Annotated in this window: 10 protein-coding genes; 3 read left to right on the forward strand and 7 right to left on the reverse strand. The window is 72.6% G+C overall.

The genetic code is table 11. The annotated features are described in order from the left end of the window. The 5 genes from IAG44_RS02180 to IAG44_RS02200 form a co-directional block, all read right to left on the reverse strand. Positions 1-441 (reverse strand): hypothetical protein, encoded by a 441-nt coding sequence (locus IAG44_RS02180; protein ID WP_187745436.1) that lies wholly within the window; start codon positions 439-441, stop codon positions 1-3. A gap of 323 nt (positions 442-764) precedes the next feature. Then, a complete protein-coding gene (locus IAG44_RS02185; RefSeq protein ID WP_187745437.1) occupies positions 765-1,043 on the reverse strand; it encodes a DUF3040 domain-containing protein in 279 nt (92 codons plus the stop codon). Between the two features lie 47 nt (positions 1,044-1,090). Continuing rightward, complete coding sequence (locus tag IAG44_RS02190) at positions 1,091-2,350, reverse strand: cation:proton antiporter (RefSeq protein WP_187745438.1); 1,260 nt, start codon at positions 2,348-2,350, stop codon at positions 1,091-1,093. Positions 2,351-2,543: 193 nt separating this feature from the next. Continuing rightward, positions 2,544-4,184 (reverse strand): phosphoglucomutase (alpha-D-glucose-1,6-bisphosphate-dependent), encoded by a 1,641-nt coding sequence (gene pgm, locus IAG44_RS02195; protein ID WP_187745439.1) that lies wholly within the window; start codon positions 4,182-4,184, stop codon positions 2,544-2,546. Between the two features lie 165 nt (positions 4,185-4,349). Next, the gene (locus IAG44_RS02200; protein WP_187745440.1) at positions 4,350-7,724 is read right to left on the reverse strand and encodes a pyruvate carboxylase; all 3,375 of its coding nucleotides are present in this window, start codon (positions 7,722-7,724) and stop codon (positions 4,350-4,352) included. 122 nt (positions 7,725-7,846) lie between these two features. Between IAG44_RS02200 and IAG44_RS02205 the strand changes: the two genes are divergently transcribed. Continuing rightward, positions 7,847-9,373, forward strand: a complete 1,527-nt coding sequence (locus tag IAG44_RS02205; protein ID WP_187745441.1) for a serine/threonine-protein kinase — start codon at positions 7,847-7,849, stop codon at positions 9,371-9,373. A 20-nt stretch (positions 9,374-9,393) separates the two neighbouring features. Continuing rightward, a complete protein-coding gene (locus IAG44_RS02210) occupies positions 9,394-10,041 on the forward strand; it encodes an HAD family hydrolase (RefSeq protein WP_187745442.1) in 648 nt (215 codons plus the stop codon). On the opposite strand, the gene IAG44_RS02215 is transcribed toward IAG44_RS02210, so the two are convergent. Together IAG44_RS02215 and IAG44_RS02220 are read right to left on the reverse strand one after the other, a co-directional pair. Continuing rightward, positions 10,014-11,006, reverse strand: a complete 993-nt coding sequence (locus IAG44_RS02215; RefSeq protein WP_187745443.1) for an MASE1 domain-containing protein — start codon at positions 11,004-11,006, stop codon at positions 10,014-10,016. The two genes, IAG44_RS02210 and IAG44_RS02215, sit on opposite strands and share 28 nt — an antisense overlap. A 103-nt stretch (positions 11,007-11,109) precedes the next feature. Then, complete coding sequence (locus IAG44_RS02220; protein WP_187745444.1) at positions 11,110-11,910, reverse strand: PP2C family protein-serine/threonine phosphatase; 801 nt, start codon at positions 11,908-11,910, stop codon at positions 11,110-11,112. Between the two features lie 264 nt (positions 11,911-12,174). On the opposite strand from IAG44_RS02220, the gene IAG44_RS02225 reads away from it, so the two are divergent. After that, complete coding sequence (locus IAG44_RS02225) at positions 12,175-17,295, forward strand: family 43 glycosylhydrolase (RefSeq protein ID WP_187745445.1); 5,121 nt, start codon at positions 12,175-12,177, stop codon at positions 17,293-17,295. Positions 17,296-17,481 lie beyond the last annotated feature (186 nt).

Here is a 17,481-nt window from a genome sequence, read left to right on the forward strand (position 1 = left end):
TCATGTCCCGGTGGGTACCGGGCTCGGCCCGCTCCCGGTGAGCTTCACCAGCTCGCCGCCGATCGACGGCTGAAGCCTCTTCAGGACCTCGGCCTTCCCGCCGACGGCCCACTGGGGGCCGACGAGGTAGGTCCCCCCGTAGACGGCCGCCGCGTCCAGCCAGGTGTCCTTCAGCGTCTCCTTGGGGAACGTCGTGATGATGTAGTCCCCCTGCGCCGTCCGGCAGCTCCCCTCCCGCAACTCGGCCGCCTGGATGCGGAGGGCGGCCGTGCACCCCGTCAGCCCCGCGATGACCTCGACCTTGGCGGGCGCGACGACCTGCACGGCGGCCGGTCCGGCCGTCTCGGACGCCTGCGCGGCGGGCTCGCCCTCCCCTCCCCCGCAGGCGGTCAGCAGGAACAGCAGGGCGACAGCGGCGACGCCTCGGACGGTGTGGGGCACGGCGATGGCTCCGGGCTCGAACGGGGTTGCGTACACGGGGTGGTACGCACGGACAAGCCCGGACGTTCAGCCCGCGAACGCCCCGCCACAGCGCCCACCCGGCAGGACCGCCGGCCCCGCGCTCCCTCGCCCGGCCGTCCCGAGCCCGGCGGACGCCGCCCGCACGCCCCGGCCGCGCGGACGTGTTCTCGGCGCCGCCGTATTCCCCCGGGACGTCCCCGGCCGGCGTGAACGGCCGCCTTGCGCAGGCCCGTTCACCGCGGGCCGCACGAGCCCACGCGCCAGGCACCGCCTTTCCCCGACGGGCCGCCCCGTGCCCCCGCTCACCGTCCTCTGTCCCCCGGATGTCTCCGGTGCGGATCGAACAGGGTCGCCGCCATCCCCGCCGCCACCAGCCCCGTCGCCAGCAGCAGCCCGTCGGGCAGGACGATGCCGGCGAGGAGCAGGGCGCCGGCCCCGCCGAGGGCCCACCAGGCGCGTGCGCGGCGGTACTCGCGGGGGCGTTCCGGCTGGCCCTCGGCGAGGGCGCGGGCGAAGCGGGCGTCGTCGCGTTCGGTCGCGGACGACAGGGCTCGGAGGCGGTCGTTGTCGGTGTCGGACACGGGTCCTCCCGTCCGGGCCCGTGCGGGGCCCTTCCTGTGCGGGGCCGTCACCGGTCGGGGGCGGTGACGGGGGCCCTCACCTCTTCCTTGCGTTCCTCGCTCTGCTTGAGTTCTTCCGCCGGTGCACGATCGTCAGTCGTCGCGGCGCCCTTCTCCTCAGGTTCGCCACCACTGTGCACACGTCCCGCCGCGAGCGGCCCGAGCACGGCCAGCACGAGGACGTACCCGGCGATGAACGGCGAGAGCCTGCTGTCGAGTCCGGCGTTCGCGGCCATCGCGGCGAGGATCAGCGCGAACTCGCCGCGCGCGAGCAGCGTCGTCGCGATGAGCAGCGCCTCACGGACCCGGTAGCCGTACAGCCGCGCCACGACGAGCCCGGCGGCGATGTTCATGGCGAGCGTGAGGACCACGGCGACGGCGACGGGCAGCGCGACGGCCGCGAAGTCGCCGGGGTCGATGGCGAGTCCGAACGCGAAGAAGAAGATCGCGGCGAACGCGTCCCGCAGCGGATGCACGAGCCGGCGGATCCGGGGCCCGGAGGGCGTCGCGCCGAGGATGAGGCCGACCATGAACGCGCCGATCGCGTCGGCGACCCCCAGGTACTCGGAGACCCCGGCGACGAAGACGGCGGCCCCGAGGAAGCTGATGACGAGGAGTTCGTCGTCCCGGACGTGGATCAGCCGGGCGACCAGGCGGGTGCCGTAGCGCGCGGCGGTGGCCAGCAGCAGGAGGAACCCGAACGCCTTGGCGACCTGCCAGGCGATCTCCAGCCCGCCCTGCGCGCCGCTGATGACGGGCTGCAGGACGGCCAGGTACAGCGCGAGGAAGATGTCCTCGACGACGATGACGCCGAGCACGATCTTCGTCCCGGGCCGTCCGATGCGCCCGAGGTCGATGAGGATCTTCGTGACGATCGCGGACGACGAGATCCCGAGGACCCCCGCGAGCACCAGCGCCTCCCGCGCGCCCCAGCCGAGCCCGAACCCGAAGGCGAGTCCCGCGCCGACGTTCAGCACGAGGTAGCTGCCGCCCGCGAGGAGCAGCCGCCGGCCGCCGTTCTTGAGGTCGTCGACGTGGAATTCGAGGCCGAGGTAGAAGAGCAGGAGGACGAGTCCGAGGGCGGAGAGCATCTCGAAGTCGTGCGAGTCCCGCACGAGCACCAGCCCCGGTGTGTGCGGGCCGAGCAGGATTCCGGCGAGGGTGAAGAGCGGGATGGTGGGCAGCCCGAACCTGTTGCCGAGCCGGGCGAGGACGGCGGCGGCGAGGAAGGCTCCGCCGAGGGCCAGCAGCGAGTCAGCGTGTCCCATGGGTCACCTCCCGCCGGCGTGCGTGGGGACGGGGGCGTACTGCGCGTGGGGAGTGGATGGGCTGTCCTCCTTGAACGGCAGGGGTGGACGACCCGGGTCCGGTCTCCCCGGGCCTTCCGTCACCCTGCCATTCCGGAGGCGGCCCCCGGTATCGGGGGCGACACCCATATCGGGCGCCAGCCGCTCTCGGGTGCTAGCCGCCGAGCGCACCCCGCACGACCGTCCGCGCCTCCTCCTGGACCTGGGCGAGGTGGTCGGGCCCGTGGAAGGACTCGGCGTAGATCTTGTAGACGTCCTCGGTGCCCGAAGGGCGGGCCGCGAACCAGGCGTTGGCGGTGGACACCTTGATGCCGCCGAGCGCGGCCCCGTTGCCGGGCGCCTCGGTGAGGACGCTCGTGACGTCCTCACCGGCGAGGGTGCGCGCGGTCACCTGGGCCGGCGACAGCTTCGCCAGCAGCGCCTTCTCCTCGCGGGAGGCGGGCGCGTCGATGCGGGCGTAGGCGGGGGCGCCGAACTTCTCGGTGAGCCCCGCGTACAGCTGCGAGGGCGTCTTCCCGGTGACGGCGGTGATCTCGGAGGCGAGCAGCGCGAGGATGATGCCGTCCTTGTCTGTGGTCCACACCGAGCCGTCGCGGCGCAGGAAGGACGCGCCGGCCGACTCCTCACCGCCGAAGCCGAGGGTCGCGCCGACCAGGCCGTCCACGAACCACTTGAAGCCGACGGGGACTTCGACGAGGGTGCGGCCGAGGCCGGCCGCGACGCGGTCGATCATCGACGAGGAGACCAGGGTCTTGCCGATCCCGGCGCCGGCGGGCCAGTCGGCGCGGTGGCGGTAGAGGTGGTCGATGGCGACGGCGAGGTAGTGGTTGGGGTTCATCAGCCCGGCGTCGGGGGTGACGATGCCGTGCCGGTCGGAGTCGGCGTCGTTGCCGGTCGCGATGTCGAAGCGGTCGCGCTGCGCGATGAGGGAGGCCATCGCGTCCGGGGAGGAGCAGTCCATGCGGATCTGGCCGTCCCAGTCCAGCGTCATGAACCGCCAGGTCGGGTCCGTGTGCGGGTTGACGACCGTCAGGTCCAGCCGGTGCTGTTCGGCGATGCGCCCCCAGTAGGCGACGGACGCCCCGCCGAGCGGGTCGGCCCCGATGCGCACCCCGGCCGCGCGGATCGCGTCCAGGTCGAGAACACTCGGCAGGTCGGCGACGTACGTGCCGAGGAAGTCGTACCGCCCGGTCGTCTCGGCGGCCAGCGCCCGCGTGTACGGGAGGCGGCGGACGTCCTTCAGGCCGGCCGCGATGATCTCGTTGGCCCGGTCCTGGATCCACGAGGTGGCGTCGGAGGCGGCGGGGCCGCCGGACGGGGGGTTGTACTTGAAGCCGCCGTCGGCGGGCGGGTTGTGCGAGGGGGTGACGACGACACCGTCCGCGAGGCCGGTCGTACGGCCCTTGTTGTGGGCGAGGATCGCGTGGGAGACGGCCGGGGTGGGGGTGTAGCCGTCGGCACTGTCGATCAGGACGGTGACGCCGTTCGCGGCGAACACCTCCAGGGCGGTGACCTTGGCGGGCTCGGACAGGGCGTGGGTGTCGGCGCCGAGGAAGAGCGGGCCGTCGGTGCCCTGCGCGGTGCGGTACTCGACGATGGCCTGGCTGGTGGCGGCGATGTGGTCCTCGTTGAACGCCGTGTTCAGCGCCGAGCCCCGGTGCCCCGAGGTCCCGAAGGCGACCCGCTGCCCGACCTCCGCCGGATCCGGGTGCAGCGCGTAGTACGCGGTGACCAGCCGGGCCACGTCGACAAGGTCCTCGGCTCCGGCCGGCTTACCCGCTCGCTCGTGCCGCATGGATGGTTCCTCCGCATCGGTTCGTTCCCTGGTTGGGGGACATCCTCCCTCGTCAGGACGGTGGAGGGGAACCTGGGGTCGGTGCTGTCCGCGCCCTGTCCCCGCCCTGTGCCGGTGCGGGCCGGGGGCCGGGTCCGTCCCCGGCCCCCCGCTCGGCGACTGCGTTCAGCGCACCTCGACCAGCAGGTCGCCGCCCTCCACCTGCTGGATCCGGTTGATCGCGAGCCGGGTCACGCGGCCCGCGGCCGGTGCGGTGATCGTCGCCTCCATCTTCATCGCCTCGATGGTGGCGACGGTCGCCCCGGCGGTCACCTCGTCGCCCTCCGAGACGGCCAGCGTGACCACTCCGGCGAACGGCGCCGCGACGTGCCCGGGGTCGGAGCGGTCGGCCTTCTCCGTGGCCGGGACGTCCGAGGCGGCGGAGCGGTCGCGGACCTGGATCGGGCGGAGCTGCCCGTTGAGGCCGGCCATGACCGTCCGCATGCCGCGTTCGTCGGCCTCGCCGATCGCCTGGAGCTCGATGAGGAGCCGCACGCCCGGTTCCAGGTCGACGGCGTACTCCTGGCCGGGCCGCAGCCCGTAGAAGAAGTCCTTGCTGTCGAGGACGCTGGTGTCGCCGTACGCCTGCCGGTGGGTCTCGAAGTCGCGGGTCGGGCCGGGGAACAGGAGCCGGTTGAGGGTGGCCCGGCGGTGCTTCTCCAGCCCCTCGCGGTCCTCGACGGTCAGCTCCTGGACGGGCCGCGCGGCCGGCCGGCCCTGGAGGGCGCGCGTGCGGAACGGCTCGGGCCAGCCGCCGGGCGGCGTGCCGAGTTCACCGCGCAGGAACCCGATCACCGAGTCGGGGATGTCGAACCGGTCCGGCGTCTCCTCGAAGTCCTCGGGCGCGACCCCGGCGCCGACGAGGTGCAGGGCGAGGTCGCCGACCACCTTCGACGACGGCGTGACCTTGACCAGCCGCCCCAGGATCCGGTCGGCGGCGGCGTACATCGACTCGATCTCCTCGAACCGGTCCCCGAGCCCCAGCGCGACGGCCTGCGTGCGCAGGTTGGAGAGCTGCCCGCCGGGGATCTCGTGGTGGTAGACCCGCCCGGTCGGCGCGGCGAGCCCCGCCTCGAACGGCGCGTACACCCGCCGCACGCTCTCCCAGTACGGCTCCAGGTCGCCGACGGCCTGGAGGTCGAGCCCGGTCGTGCGCTCCGCGTGGTCGGTCGCGGCGACGATCGCGGACAGCGACGGCTGCGACGTCGTCCCGGCCATGGACGCCACCGCCCCGTCGACCGCGTCGACCCCGGCCCCGATCGCCGCGAGGTACGTCGCGAGCTGGCCGCCCGCCGTGTCGTGCGTGTGCAGGTGCACCGGCAGCCCGAACTCCCGGCGCAGCGCGCCGACCAGGGTCGCGGCGGCCGGCGCCCGCAGCAGCCCCGCCATGTCCTTCACGGCGAGGACGTGCGCCCCCGCGTCGACGATCTTCTCGGCGAGCCGCAGGTAGTAGTCGAGGGTGTAGAGCCGTTCGCCGGGGTCGGACAAGTCGGCGGTGTAGCAGAGGGCGACCTCGGCGACGGCGGTGCCGGTGCGGCGCACGGCGTCGATGGCGGGCCGCATCTGGTCGACGTCGTTGAGGGCGTCGAAGATGCGGAAGATGTCGATGCCGGTGGCGGCGGCCTCCTCCACGAACGCGTCGGTGACCTCGGTCGGGTAGGGCGTGTAGCCGACGGTGTTGCGGCCCCGCAGCAGCATCTGGAGGCAGATGTTCGGCACGGCCTCCCTGAGGGCCGCCAGCCGCTCCCACGGGTCCTCGGCGAGGAACCTGAGCGCCACGTCGTAGGTCGCGCCGCCCCAGCACTCCAGGGACAGCAGGTCGGGCAGGGTGCGGGCGACGAGCGGCGCGGAGGCGAGGAGGTCCTTGGTGCGCACGCGGGTGGCCAGCAGGGACTGGTGGGCGTCGCGGAACGTCGTGTCGGTGACGCCCAGGCGCGGGTTCTCGCGCATCCAGCGGGCGAAGCCTTCCGGGCCCAGCTCGATCAGCCGCTGCCGGGAACCGGCCGGGGGCTCTCCCTCGGGCGTGCGCGGCAGCTTCGCCAACGGGTCGAGGAGGGCGGGGCGTTCGCCGTGCGGCTTGTTGACGGTGACGTCGGCGAGGTAGGTGAGGAGCTTGGTGCCCCGGTCGGCGGAGGTGCGCGCGGTCAGCAGGTGGGGGCGCTGCTCGATGAACGACGTGGTGACGCGGCCCGCCTGGAAGTCGGCGTCGTCCAGGACCGCTTGCAGGAACGGGATGTTGGTGGCGACGCCCCGGATGCGGAACTCGGCGACCGCGCGCCGGGCGCGGCCGATCGCCGACCTGAAGTCCCGTCCCCGGCAGGTGAGTTTGACGAGCATCGAGTCGAAGTGGGCGCTGATCTCCGTACCGGCGTGGGTCGTCCCGCCGTCCAGCCGGATGCCTGAACCACCCGGTGAACGGTAGGCGCTGATGCGGCCGGTGTCGGGGCGGAAGCCGTTGGCGGGGTCCTCGGTGGTGATCCGGCACTGGAGGGCCGCGCCGCGCAGCTTCACCGTGTCCTGGGAGAGCCCGAGATCGGCCAGCGACTCCCCGGCGGCGATGCGGAGCTGGGACTGCACGAGGTCGACGTCGGTGACCTCCTCGGTGACCGTGTGCTCGACCTGGATGCGCGGGTTCATCTCGATGAAGACGTGGTTGCCGTCCCGGTCGAGCAGGAACTCGACGGTGCCCGCGTTGCGGTAGCCGATCTCGCGGGCGAACCGGACGGCGTCGGCGCAGATCCGGTCCCGCAGCTCCGGGTCCAGGTTCGGGGCGGGGGCCAGCTCGATGACCTTCTGGTGGCGCCGCTGCACCGAACAGTCGCGTTCGTACAGGTGGATGACACCGCCCTGCCCGTCGGCGAGGATCTGCACCTCGATGTGGCGGGGGTCGACGACGGCCTTCTCCAGGAAGACGGTCGGGTCGCCGAACGCGGACGCCGCCTCGCGGGAGGCCGCCTCGATGGACTCGCGCAGCGCCGCCGGGTCCTCGACGCGCCGCATGCCGCGCCCGCCGCCGCCCGCGACGGCCTTCACGAACACCGGGAAGCCGATCTCCCCGGCCGCCGCCACCAGTTCGTCGACGTCGTTCGAGGGCTGGGACGAGCCGAGGACCGGGACGCCGGCCGCGCGGGCGGCGGCCACCGCGCTCGCCTTGTTGCCGGTCAGCTCCAGGGTGCGGGCGTCGGGGCCGACGAACGTGATCCCGGCCTCCTCGCACGCGCGCGCCAGCTCCGGGTTCTCCGAGAGGAAGCCGTACCCGGGGTAGACGGCGTCGGCTCCCGCGCGCCGGGCGGCGGCGACGATCTCCTCGACCGACAGGTACGCGCGCACCGGGTGGCCGGGTTCGCCGATCTCGTACGCCTCGTCGGCCTTGAGGCGGTGCAGCGAGTTGCGGTCCTCGTGCGGGAACACGGCGACCGTCCGCGCGCCCAGCTCGTACCCGGCGCGGAACGCCCGGATCGCGATCTCGCCTCGGTTGGCGACCAGCACCTTGCGGAACATCCTGGATCCCTTCAGCCTGCCGGTGTCGGCACCCATGGTGTCGGCGCCGACCGCACAGGTCCATGTGACCCGGGCCACCCCGCGCGCGGGGCACACGATCGGCGGTGTCCTATGCTCCGCGCATGAACGACGCGGTCAGACGGGTGGTCGACGGGCGCTTCCGGCTGGAGGCGCGGCTCGGCGGGGGCGGCATGGGGCTCGTGTGGCGGGCGACCGACCTCGTGCTGCGGCGCGAGGTCGCGGTGAAGGAGGTCCGGCCCTCGGACCCCGACCTCGCCGAGTACGACCCCGAGGCCGCGCACCACCTCAGGCAGCGGGTGCTGCGCGAGGCGCGGGCGCTGGCCCGGCTCGACCACCCCGGCGTCGTCACGATCCACCACATCGTCGACGAGGGCGACGGCACCTACCCCTGGATCGTCATGGAACTGGTGCCCGGCGGCTCCCTCGCCGACCGGCTCGCCGAGGGGCCGATGGACCCGGCGCGGGCCGCGCGGCTCGGGCTCGGCGTGCTGTCCGCGCTGCGCGCCGCGCACGACGCCGGGATCCAGCACCGCGACGTCAAGCCCGCCAACGTCCTCCTGCGCCCCGACGGGCGGCCCGTCCTCACCGACTTCGGCATCGCCGCGATCCGCGAGGCGACCGCGCTCACCGCGACCGGCTCCCTCATCGGCACGCCCGACTACATGGCGCCCGAGCGGGTCTCCGGCCAGTCCGGCGGCCCCGCCTCCGACCTGTGGTCCCTCGGCATGATGCTCTACACGGCCGTCGAGGGCCACCACCCGCTCCGCAGGGGGACGACGCTGGCGACGCTCGCGGCGGTCCTCAGCGAGGACATACCGCCCCCGGCCCACGCCGGCCCCCTCACGGGACTCCTGGTCCGCCTCCTCGACCGCGACCCGTCCGCCCGGCCGACGGCACAGGCGGTGGAACGGCTCCTGACGGAGGCGGCGGAGGGCCAGCACCGGCCGACGACGACGTCCTACCGCCTCCAGCCACCCGCACCACTCCCGGCGACGACCGTCCCCGACGCGCCCGTACGGCGGCAGCGCCGGTGGCCCGCCGTGGTCCTGCCGGGGGCGGGGGTGGCACTCGCCGGGGTGCTGGCATGGAACTTCCTGCCGCTGCGGGGCGACACCGGGACGGCCGGACCGTCCGCGACACCGACACCGTCGGTCTCCGCCTCAGCGGAGAGCGGCAGTCTGCTCACCCCGCAGGGCATCAAGACAGCGCTCGCGGCGATCGAGGAGAAGACGGGGCGCGACCGCTTCGGTTCGATCGGGGTGTACCCGGACTACGTCACGGCAGAGGTGATGGTGAACGGCAGCGACACCAAGACCGAGTCGTACACGTACCGGCCGGGCCAGGGGGCGAAGGAAGGCGTCATCAAGCGGAACATCTTCCCCAACTCCACGCCCTTCACCACGGACGGGTTCGCCTGGGACAAGGTGCCCGCGCTGTTCGCCGAGGCCGACCGGAAACTGAACGTCCCCGAGCCCGAACTCCGCTACCTGCTGGTGAGCGCGCCCAACAAGGTCTTCGACACGCCCGTCACCTTCAACGCCTACCTCTCCGACGCGTACGGCGGTTCCGGACACCTCGTCGCCGACTCCCAGGGCAAGATCACGAAACTCTATCCCGCCGCCAACTGACCTGCGGTTAAGGTCGTTTCATGCGTCTCGCCCTCTTCGATCTCGACGGCACCCTCGTCGACCGTGCCGCCGCCCTCTCCGCCACCGTCGCCGGGCTGTGCCGGGACCACGGGTACCGGCCGGAGGTGGCGGAGTGGCTGCTCGCGGAACTGGCGGAGCACGGCGGCAGGGACGTGCTGGGCCGGCTGCCGGAGCGGTTCGGGGTGACGGAGTCGGCCGAGCACCTGTGGCGGGTGTACGTGGACCGGATGGCGGCGTCGGTGGTGTGCCGTCCGGCGGTGCTGGAGAGCCTGGGCCGGCTGCGGGAGCGGGGCTGGAGCGTGGGCGTCGTGACGAACGGCTCGTCGGACCTCCAGCGCGCGAAGATCCGCTCGGCGGGCCTCGCGGACCTCGTGGACGGCATCGCGGCGTCCGGGGACATCGACGTGCGCAAGCCGGACGCACGCCTGTTCGAGCTGGCGGCGGCGCGGTGCGGGACGCAGCTGACCGCCGGGGACTGGATGACCGGGGACGATCCGGTGAAGGACATCGCGGGCGGCCGTGGGGCAGGGCTGCGGGCGATCTGGGTGCGGGGGCGGGCGTGGCCGGACGGCCTGGACGTGCCGCACCACAGCGTGGCGGACGTCGTGGAGGCCGTGGATCACTTGCTGGAGCGGTCGGGCGGGTAGGTGCGGTCGGACGCCGTGAGGTGTTCCAGGACCTCGGCCAGCTCCTCGCAGGCGCGTTCCACGGAGCGCCGGGTGTTGCGCTGCTCGGTGATGACGGCGGACAGCAGGAGCGCGGTGAGGGCGGTGGCCCCGTTGAACGCCTGGAGTTTGAGCATGACCTCGACGTGGGTGAGCCCGTCGAAGGGGCCGACCCCGTTCGTCGCGGCGACCGTCGCCAGCACGGACGCGAACAGCACGCACAGCATGCTCCCGGCCAGCTCGAACCTGAGCGCCGCCCAGATCAGCACCGGGTAGGTCAGGAACAGCATGTTGACGTGGTTGTGGGTGGCCACGGGGACGATGACGCAGGCGGTCCCCGCGAGCGCGACGGCCTCCTTCCAGCGGGCGCGCGCCAGGAAGGGCCGGCGGGCGCGGTAGAGGGTGAGCAGCAGCGGCGTGACGATCAGTACGCCCATCGCGTCGCCGACCCACCAGGCGACCCACACCGGCCAGAAGCCGTCGGCGGGGAGGGCGCCGGTGAGGACGGCGGTGCCGGCGCCGGTGGTGGAGCTGATCAGCATCGCGGTGAGGGCGGCGAGGAAGACGAGGGCGACGCCGTCGCGCAGGCGGGTGAGGTCGGTGCGGAAGCCGACGCGGCGCAGCAGGAGGTAGGCGCAGACGGGGGCGAGGGTGTTGCCGGCGAGGTTGGCGAGCATCGAGGGGTGCAGGCCGTCGCCGGAGAGGTGGAGGATCACGAAGAAGCAGCCCAGCGCGATGCCGGCCCAGGCTCGTAGGCCGACGATCAGCAGGCAGGTCAGAGCGACGCCGGTCGGGGGCCAGACGGGCGTGAAGACCGTGTCCTCGACGGTGAGGCGGCGCAGCAGGCCCAGCCGTCCGGCCCCGTAGTAGCAGGCGGCGACGGCCACCGTCCGGAGGGCGAGGACAGCCGCCCTGCGCAACGTCGAGGAGGCCACCACAGGTGCCATCAGACACCGGGCGGGACGGGTCGGCCAGGTGAGGGGGCCGGGGGCGGGCCTTTCGGCTGAATTCCGGCGCCGGGGGTTTGCGCGTGACGCAAGGCCGCGCGCCTCACTCCTCGTCGAGGGCGACCACGAGCACCGCCGCGTCGTCCTCGTGCCCGACCCTCGTCGCGCCCTTGATGACGGCGGCGGCCAGGGCCTCGGTGCTCATGCCGGCCACGGCGGCGACGCCGGCGAGGCGCACGACGTGGTCCAGGCCCTCGTCGAGGGGCAGGGCGGGGCCTTCGACGACGCCGTCGGTGAGGAGGACGAAGACGCCGCCGCTGGTGAGGTGGTGGCGGGAGACGGGGTACGCGGCGCCGGGCTGGATGCCGAGCGGTGGGCCGGGGTCGTCGTCGGCGATGCCGGAGCGGCCGTCGGCGGTGGCGCGGACGAAGGGGGTGTGGCCGGCGCGGGCGCTCTCCAGGACGCCGGTCGCGGGGTCGAGGCGCAGGAAGGTGCAGGTCGCGAAGAGGTCGCTGCCGAGGGAGAAGAGGAGGTCGTTGGTGCGGGCGAGGAGGTCGCCGGGGTCGCTGGTGACGGAGGCGAGGGCGCGCAGGCCGACCCTGACCTGGCCCATGAACGCGGCGGCCTCGATGTTGTGGCCCTGGACGTCGCCGATGGACAGGGCGAGCCGCCCGTCGGGCAGCAGGAACGCGTCGTACCAGTCGCCGCCGACGTTGAGGCCGTAGCAGGCGGGTTCGTAGCGGACGGCGAGGCGGACGCGTGGCGGGCGGGGCAGGTCGCGGGGCAGCATGCCGCGCTGGAGGGCGATGGCCAGCTCCACCTGGGAGCGCTGCACCTCGGCCCGCGCCCGCGCCTGGGCGGTCAGCGACCGCAGCCGCGCCAGGAGCTCGTCGTCCGTCGTCACACCTGGATTTTCACGAACGAACACCCGTTCCGCACCCCGGCCCGTGGGCCCGCGCCGCTCGTACCGGCCAACTCTCCCGCCGCATCTCGTCGTTCGACGGGTCGGACATTGTTCGAGACCTCTTGACGCCGCTCCTCGCCCCGGCTGACACTCTCGCCACACGACGTCACACAGATGTAACCGCGCGGCCTTCTGGATGAAAGGCCGGGCGGCTGTGCCACGTCCACCCCCGTCCCTTCGTGTCCTCCGACAGGGAATCAAGACATGCCGCACATCGCACCCCCGGGCAGCCGCAGCCGGGCGAGACACCTGGTGGGCCGGCTCGCCGGGCTGACCGCCGCCTCGCTGGTCATCGGCCTCGCCGCGCCGGTCGTCTCCGCGCGGGCCGCGGACGCAGACTCGCTCACCGAGGGCCTGGCCCTCTGGTACAAACTGGACGCCTCCTCGGGGACGGCCACCGTGCCGGACGCCTCGGGGCACGGCCGTGACGGTGTCCTGAACGGCACCGGCGCCTTCGCGGACGGCCTCGCCTTCAACGGCACCGACACCTACGTCAAGGTCCCGGACGACGTCATGAAGGGCATGGACGCGATCAGCGTCTCCTTCGACGTGCGGATGGACGCCTCCCAGCAGGCCCCGTACTTCCTGTACGGCTTCGGCAACACCAGCGGCACCGCCGGCGACGGCTACCTGTTCACGACGGGCAACGCGCTGCGCACCTCGATCGCGTCGGGCAACTGGTCCACGGAGCAGAACACGCGCGCCGACGACGGCCACAACCTCGCGCGCGGCGTCTGGAAGCACCTCACCTACACCCAGTCGGGCACGACGGGCATCCTCTACGAGGACGGCGCCGAGGTCGGCCGCAACACCTCGCTCTCCCTCACCCCGGGGTCGATCGGCGGCGGCAGGACGACCGCGAACTACCTCGGCAAGTCGGTGTACCCCGGCGACAAGCTCTTCCAGGGCAAGATCCGCGACTTCCGCGTGTACGACCGCGCCCTGACGAACTCCGAGGTCGAGACGCTGTCCCTGCCGGTCGCGACCGAGGGCGTGGCGGCCGACAAGGCGGCCCTGACCCTCGGCGACACCACCGGCGTCACCCAGAACCTGACGCTCCCGAAGTCCGGCCCGGCGGGCGGCTCGGCGATCACCTGGTCCAGCGACAACCCGGACGCCGTCTCGGCGACCGGCGCCGTCACGCGCCCGGCGGCCGGTCAGCCCGACGGCAGGGCCACCCTGACGGCGACGATCCGCAAGGGCCCGGTCAGCGACACGAAGACCTTCGAGGTGACGGTCCTGCCCATGTTCGACGACGCGACGGCCGTCGAGCAGGCCGCCGGCTCCCTCACCGTCCACAACCTCGACGACGCGCGCGGCAACCTCACCCTGCCCGCCACCGGCGACTTCGGCACGAAGGTCACCTGGACCTCGTCCGACCCGGCCGTCGTCTCGGCGGACGGCATCGTCCACCGCCCGGCGCACGGCGCGGGCGCGACCACCGCCGACCTGACGGCGACGGTCACGAAGGGTTCGGCGCGCACGACGCGCACGCTGACCGCGAAGGTTCCCGAACTCCCCGCCGCGCAGAAGCCCGAGGGCTACCTGTTCAGCTACTTCACGGGCGAGGGCACCTCGGACGGCGAGCAGTTGTACTTCGGTCTGAGCAAGGGCAACGACCCGCTGCACTGGCGGGAGCTGAACGACGGCCGCCCGGTGCTGACCTCGTCGCTCGGCGAGCAGGGCCTGCGCGACCCGTTCATCATCCGCTCCCCCGAGGGCGACAAGTTCTACCAGATCGCCACCGACCTCAAGATCTACGGCAACGGCGACTGGGACGCCTCCCAGCGCACCGGCAGCAAGTCCATCATGGTGTGGGAGTCGACCGACCTCACCCACTGGACGAACCAGCGCCTGGTGCGGGTCTCCCCGGACAGCGCGGGCAACACCTGGGCGCCGGAGGCGTACTACGACGCGAAGCTCGGCGAGTACGTCGTGTTCTGGGCGTCGAAGCTGTACGACAACGAGGCGCACTCCGGCGACACGTACAACCGCATGATGTACGCGACGACGCGTGACTTCTACACGTTCAGCGAGCCGAAGGTGTGGATCGACCGGGGCTACTCGGTCATCGACTCGACGGTGATCCGCGAGGGCGGCACCTACTACCGGCTCTCCAAGGACGAGCGCAACAACTCCTCGTCGACGCCCAACAGCAAGTTCATCTTCGAGGAGAAGAGCGACTCGCTGCTCAGCACCTCGTGGACGCCGGTCGCCGAGGGCATCGGCAAGGGCGCGATGAGCGCGGCCGAGGGTCCGCTGGTGTTCAAGTCGAACACCGAGGACAAGTGGTACGCGTTCCTCGACGAGTTCGGCGGCCGGGGCTACATCCCGTTCGAGACGACCGACCTCGACAAGGGTGTGTGGACGCCGTCCACGGACTACGACCTCCCGGCCCGCCCCCGCCACGGCACGGTCCTGCCGGTCACCAAGGCCGAGTACGACCGCCTCCTGCGCGCCTACCAGCCCGACCAGCTGATCGAGAGCGTCCAGAACGTCTCGGTGAAGACGCGGACCGGTCAGGCCCCGGTGCTTCCGGCGACGGTCCTCGCCCGGTACGCCGACGGCGTGGAGCGCCCGGAAGCGGTCACCTGGGACGCGGTCCCGGCGGACGCCTACGGGCGGCCCGGCACCTTCGAGGTCAAGGGCAAGCTGGCGGACGGCACGTCGGTGACGGCGGCGGTGACCGTCTCGGCGGAGGGCCCCGACGTCCCGGCGGACCTCCTCGTCCACTACAAGTTCGACGAGGCCAAGGGCGACATCGCCGTCGACTCCAGCGGCCACGGCGGCCACGGCGGCCACGGCACGTACGTCGGCTCGCCGTCCTTCGGCACCGGGGTGCACGGCGGTTCGGTGAAGCTGTCCGGCGGCTCGTACGTGAGGATCCCCAACGGCGTGCTGAAGGACGCGAGTTCGGTCACCGTCTCGACGTACGCGAAGTGGCAGGGCGGCGCCAACTTCCAGTGGCTGTTCGGCCTCGGCCCCAACAGCGACAAGTACCTCTTCGCGACGCCCTCCAACGGCGGCTCGACGCTCTACTCGGCGATCACCAAGGCGAGTTGGTCGGCGGAGTCGAAGCTGACGGGCAACGCGGCGCTCACGCCGGGCACGTGGCAGCACGTGACGGTCACGCTGGACGGGGCGACCGGGACGCTGGTCCTGTACGCCGACGGCGTCGAGGTGGCCCGCACGACGACCACCGTCAAGCCGTCCGAGCTGTACGACGCGGCCAAGGACTACTCCGGTTACATCGGCAAGTCCCTGTACGCGGCGGACCCGGCGTTCGCCGGTGAGGTGGACGACTTCCGGATCTACGGGCGGGCGCTGACGGCCGCCGAGGTGATGGAGATCAGCGGCAACACGACGGGCGTCGCCCGCGTGACGCTGCCGCAGCTGAAGACCGACGCGATCGTCTCCGACGGCAAGGTCACCCTGCCGGTGAAGCCGGGCACCGATCTGCGGCGCCTGGCACCGGAGTTCACCCTCGCCCGCGGCGCCGCGATCAGCCCCGCCTCGGGCAGCGTCCAGGACTTCACCAGGCCGGTGACGTACACGGTGACCGGCGGCGACGGCCAGAAGCGCGCCTGGACCGTGTCGGCCGTCGTCATGAAGAGCCCGGTTCTGCCGGGGCTCAACGCCGACCCGAACATCGTCCGCTTCGGCGACACCTTCTACCTCTACCCGACGACGGACGGCTTCGAGGGCTGGAGCGGTACGCGGTTCAAGGCGTACTCGTCGAAGGACCTCGTGCACTGGACGGACCACGGCGTGATCCTGGACCTCGGTCCGGACGTCTCCTGGGCGGACAGCAGGGCGTGGGCACCGACGATCGCGGAGCGGGACGGGAAGTACTACTTCTACTACAGCGCCGACGCGAACATCGGTGTCGCCGTCTCCGACTCCCCGACCGGCCCGTTCAAGGACCCCCTGGGCAAACCCCTCCTGAAGGCGGGGCAGTTGCCGGGCCAGATGATCGACCCGGCGGCGTTCACGGACGACGACGGCACGACCTACCTGTACTGGGGCAACGGGCACGCGTACGTGGCGAAGCTGAACGCGGACATGACGTCCCTCGACATGTCGACGTTCAAGGAGATCACTCCGAGCGGCTACAACGAGGGCACGTTCGTCGTGAAGCGCAAGGGCACGTACTACTTCATGTGGTCGGAGAACGACACGCGGGACGTCGACTACCGCGTCGCGTACGCCACCGGGCCCTCCCCGACGGGTCCGTGGACCAAGCGGGGCCTGATCCTGGAGAAGGACCTCTCCCTCGGCATCAAGGGTCCGGGGCACCACTCGGTCGTCCAGGTCCCGAACTCCGACGACTGGTACATCGCCTACCACCGCTTCGCGATCCCCGGCGGCGACGGCACGCACCGCGAAACGACCCTCGACAAGCTGGAGTTCGACGCGGATGGCCTGATCAAGAAGGTCGTGCCGACCCTCTCCAGCATCGACCCGGTGACGGTCGTGCACGCGGGGGCGGACGTCTCCGGCACCGAGGGCGCGCCGATCGCGCTGACCGGCACCGTCTCCGGCGCGCCGGGCGCGAAGTGGTCCGTCGAGGGCGGCGCGCCGTGCAAGGTCGCCGACCCCGCCCAGGCCCGGACGACGGTGACGTGCGCCGACAACGGCACGTTCCAGCTCGCCCTCGCGGGCGGCGGCAGCCGGGACACGCTGAAGGTGACGGTCGCCAACGCGGCGCCGGTCATCACCAAGGCGTCGGGCTCGTCCCCGGTGTCGGTCGGCCGGCCGGCGTCGGTGACGGCCGCGTTCACCGACGCGGGCGCCCGTGACACGCACACCTGCACCATCGACTGGGCCGACGGCAGCACGCCGTACACCGGCCCCGTGTGCAAGGCCGAGCACCGGTACACGTCGGCGGGCGTCCGCCGTCCGGTCGTCACCGTGAAGGACGACGACGGCGGCAGCGCGCGGACGGTCCTGCCGGAGGTGGTCGTGTACGACCGTGCGGCGGGCGGCGCGTCGGGCGCGGGCATGGTGCTCTCGCCGCAGGGCCGCTCGACGTTCTCCTTCTCGGCCGCGTACGGCGCGAAGGCGACCGTCCCGGCGAGCCGTGTCACGTTCGCCGCGCCCGGTGTGGCGCTGCGCGGCACCGGCTCCGACTGGCTGGTGGTAACCGGCAAGCAGGCCGTCCACCAGGGTTCCGGCACGGTGAACAAGGCGTCCGGCTACGCCTTCCGGATCACCGTCGTGGACGGCCCCGACACCTTCCGGATCAAGGTCTGGCAGAAGTCGACGGGCAAGGTCGTGTACGACGGCGGCGGCAAGGCCGGCGGGAAGATCACCGTGGGCCGCTGAGCCCGGACGGCACGCGAGGCGGGTCCGTACCCCGGGGGGCTCCACCCCTGGTGTACGGGCCCGCCTTTTTCAGGGCGCCCCGGTGCGTGCCAGGACTCCCCAGTGATCCTGGACCGGCTTCCGGGGCAGGTGTGCCCTGCGCGGCGGTCACCAGCATGCGGCACACGTCGGGCGCGTGTCGTTGGC

This window comes from Streptomyces roseirectus, from assembly GCF_014489635.1.
GTDB classification, from domain to species: Bacteria; Actinomycetota; Actinomycetes; order Streptomycetales; family Streptomycetaceae; genus Streptomyces; species Streptomyces roseirectus.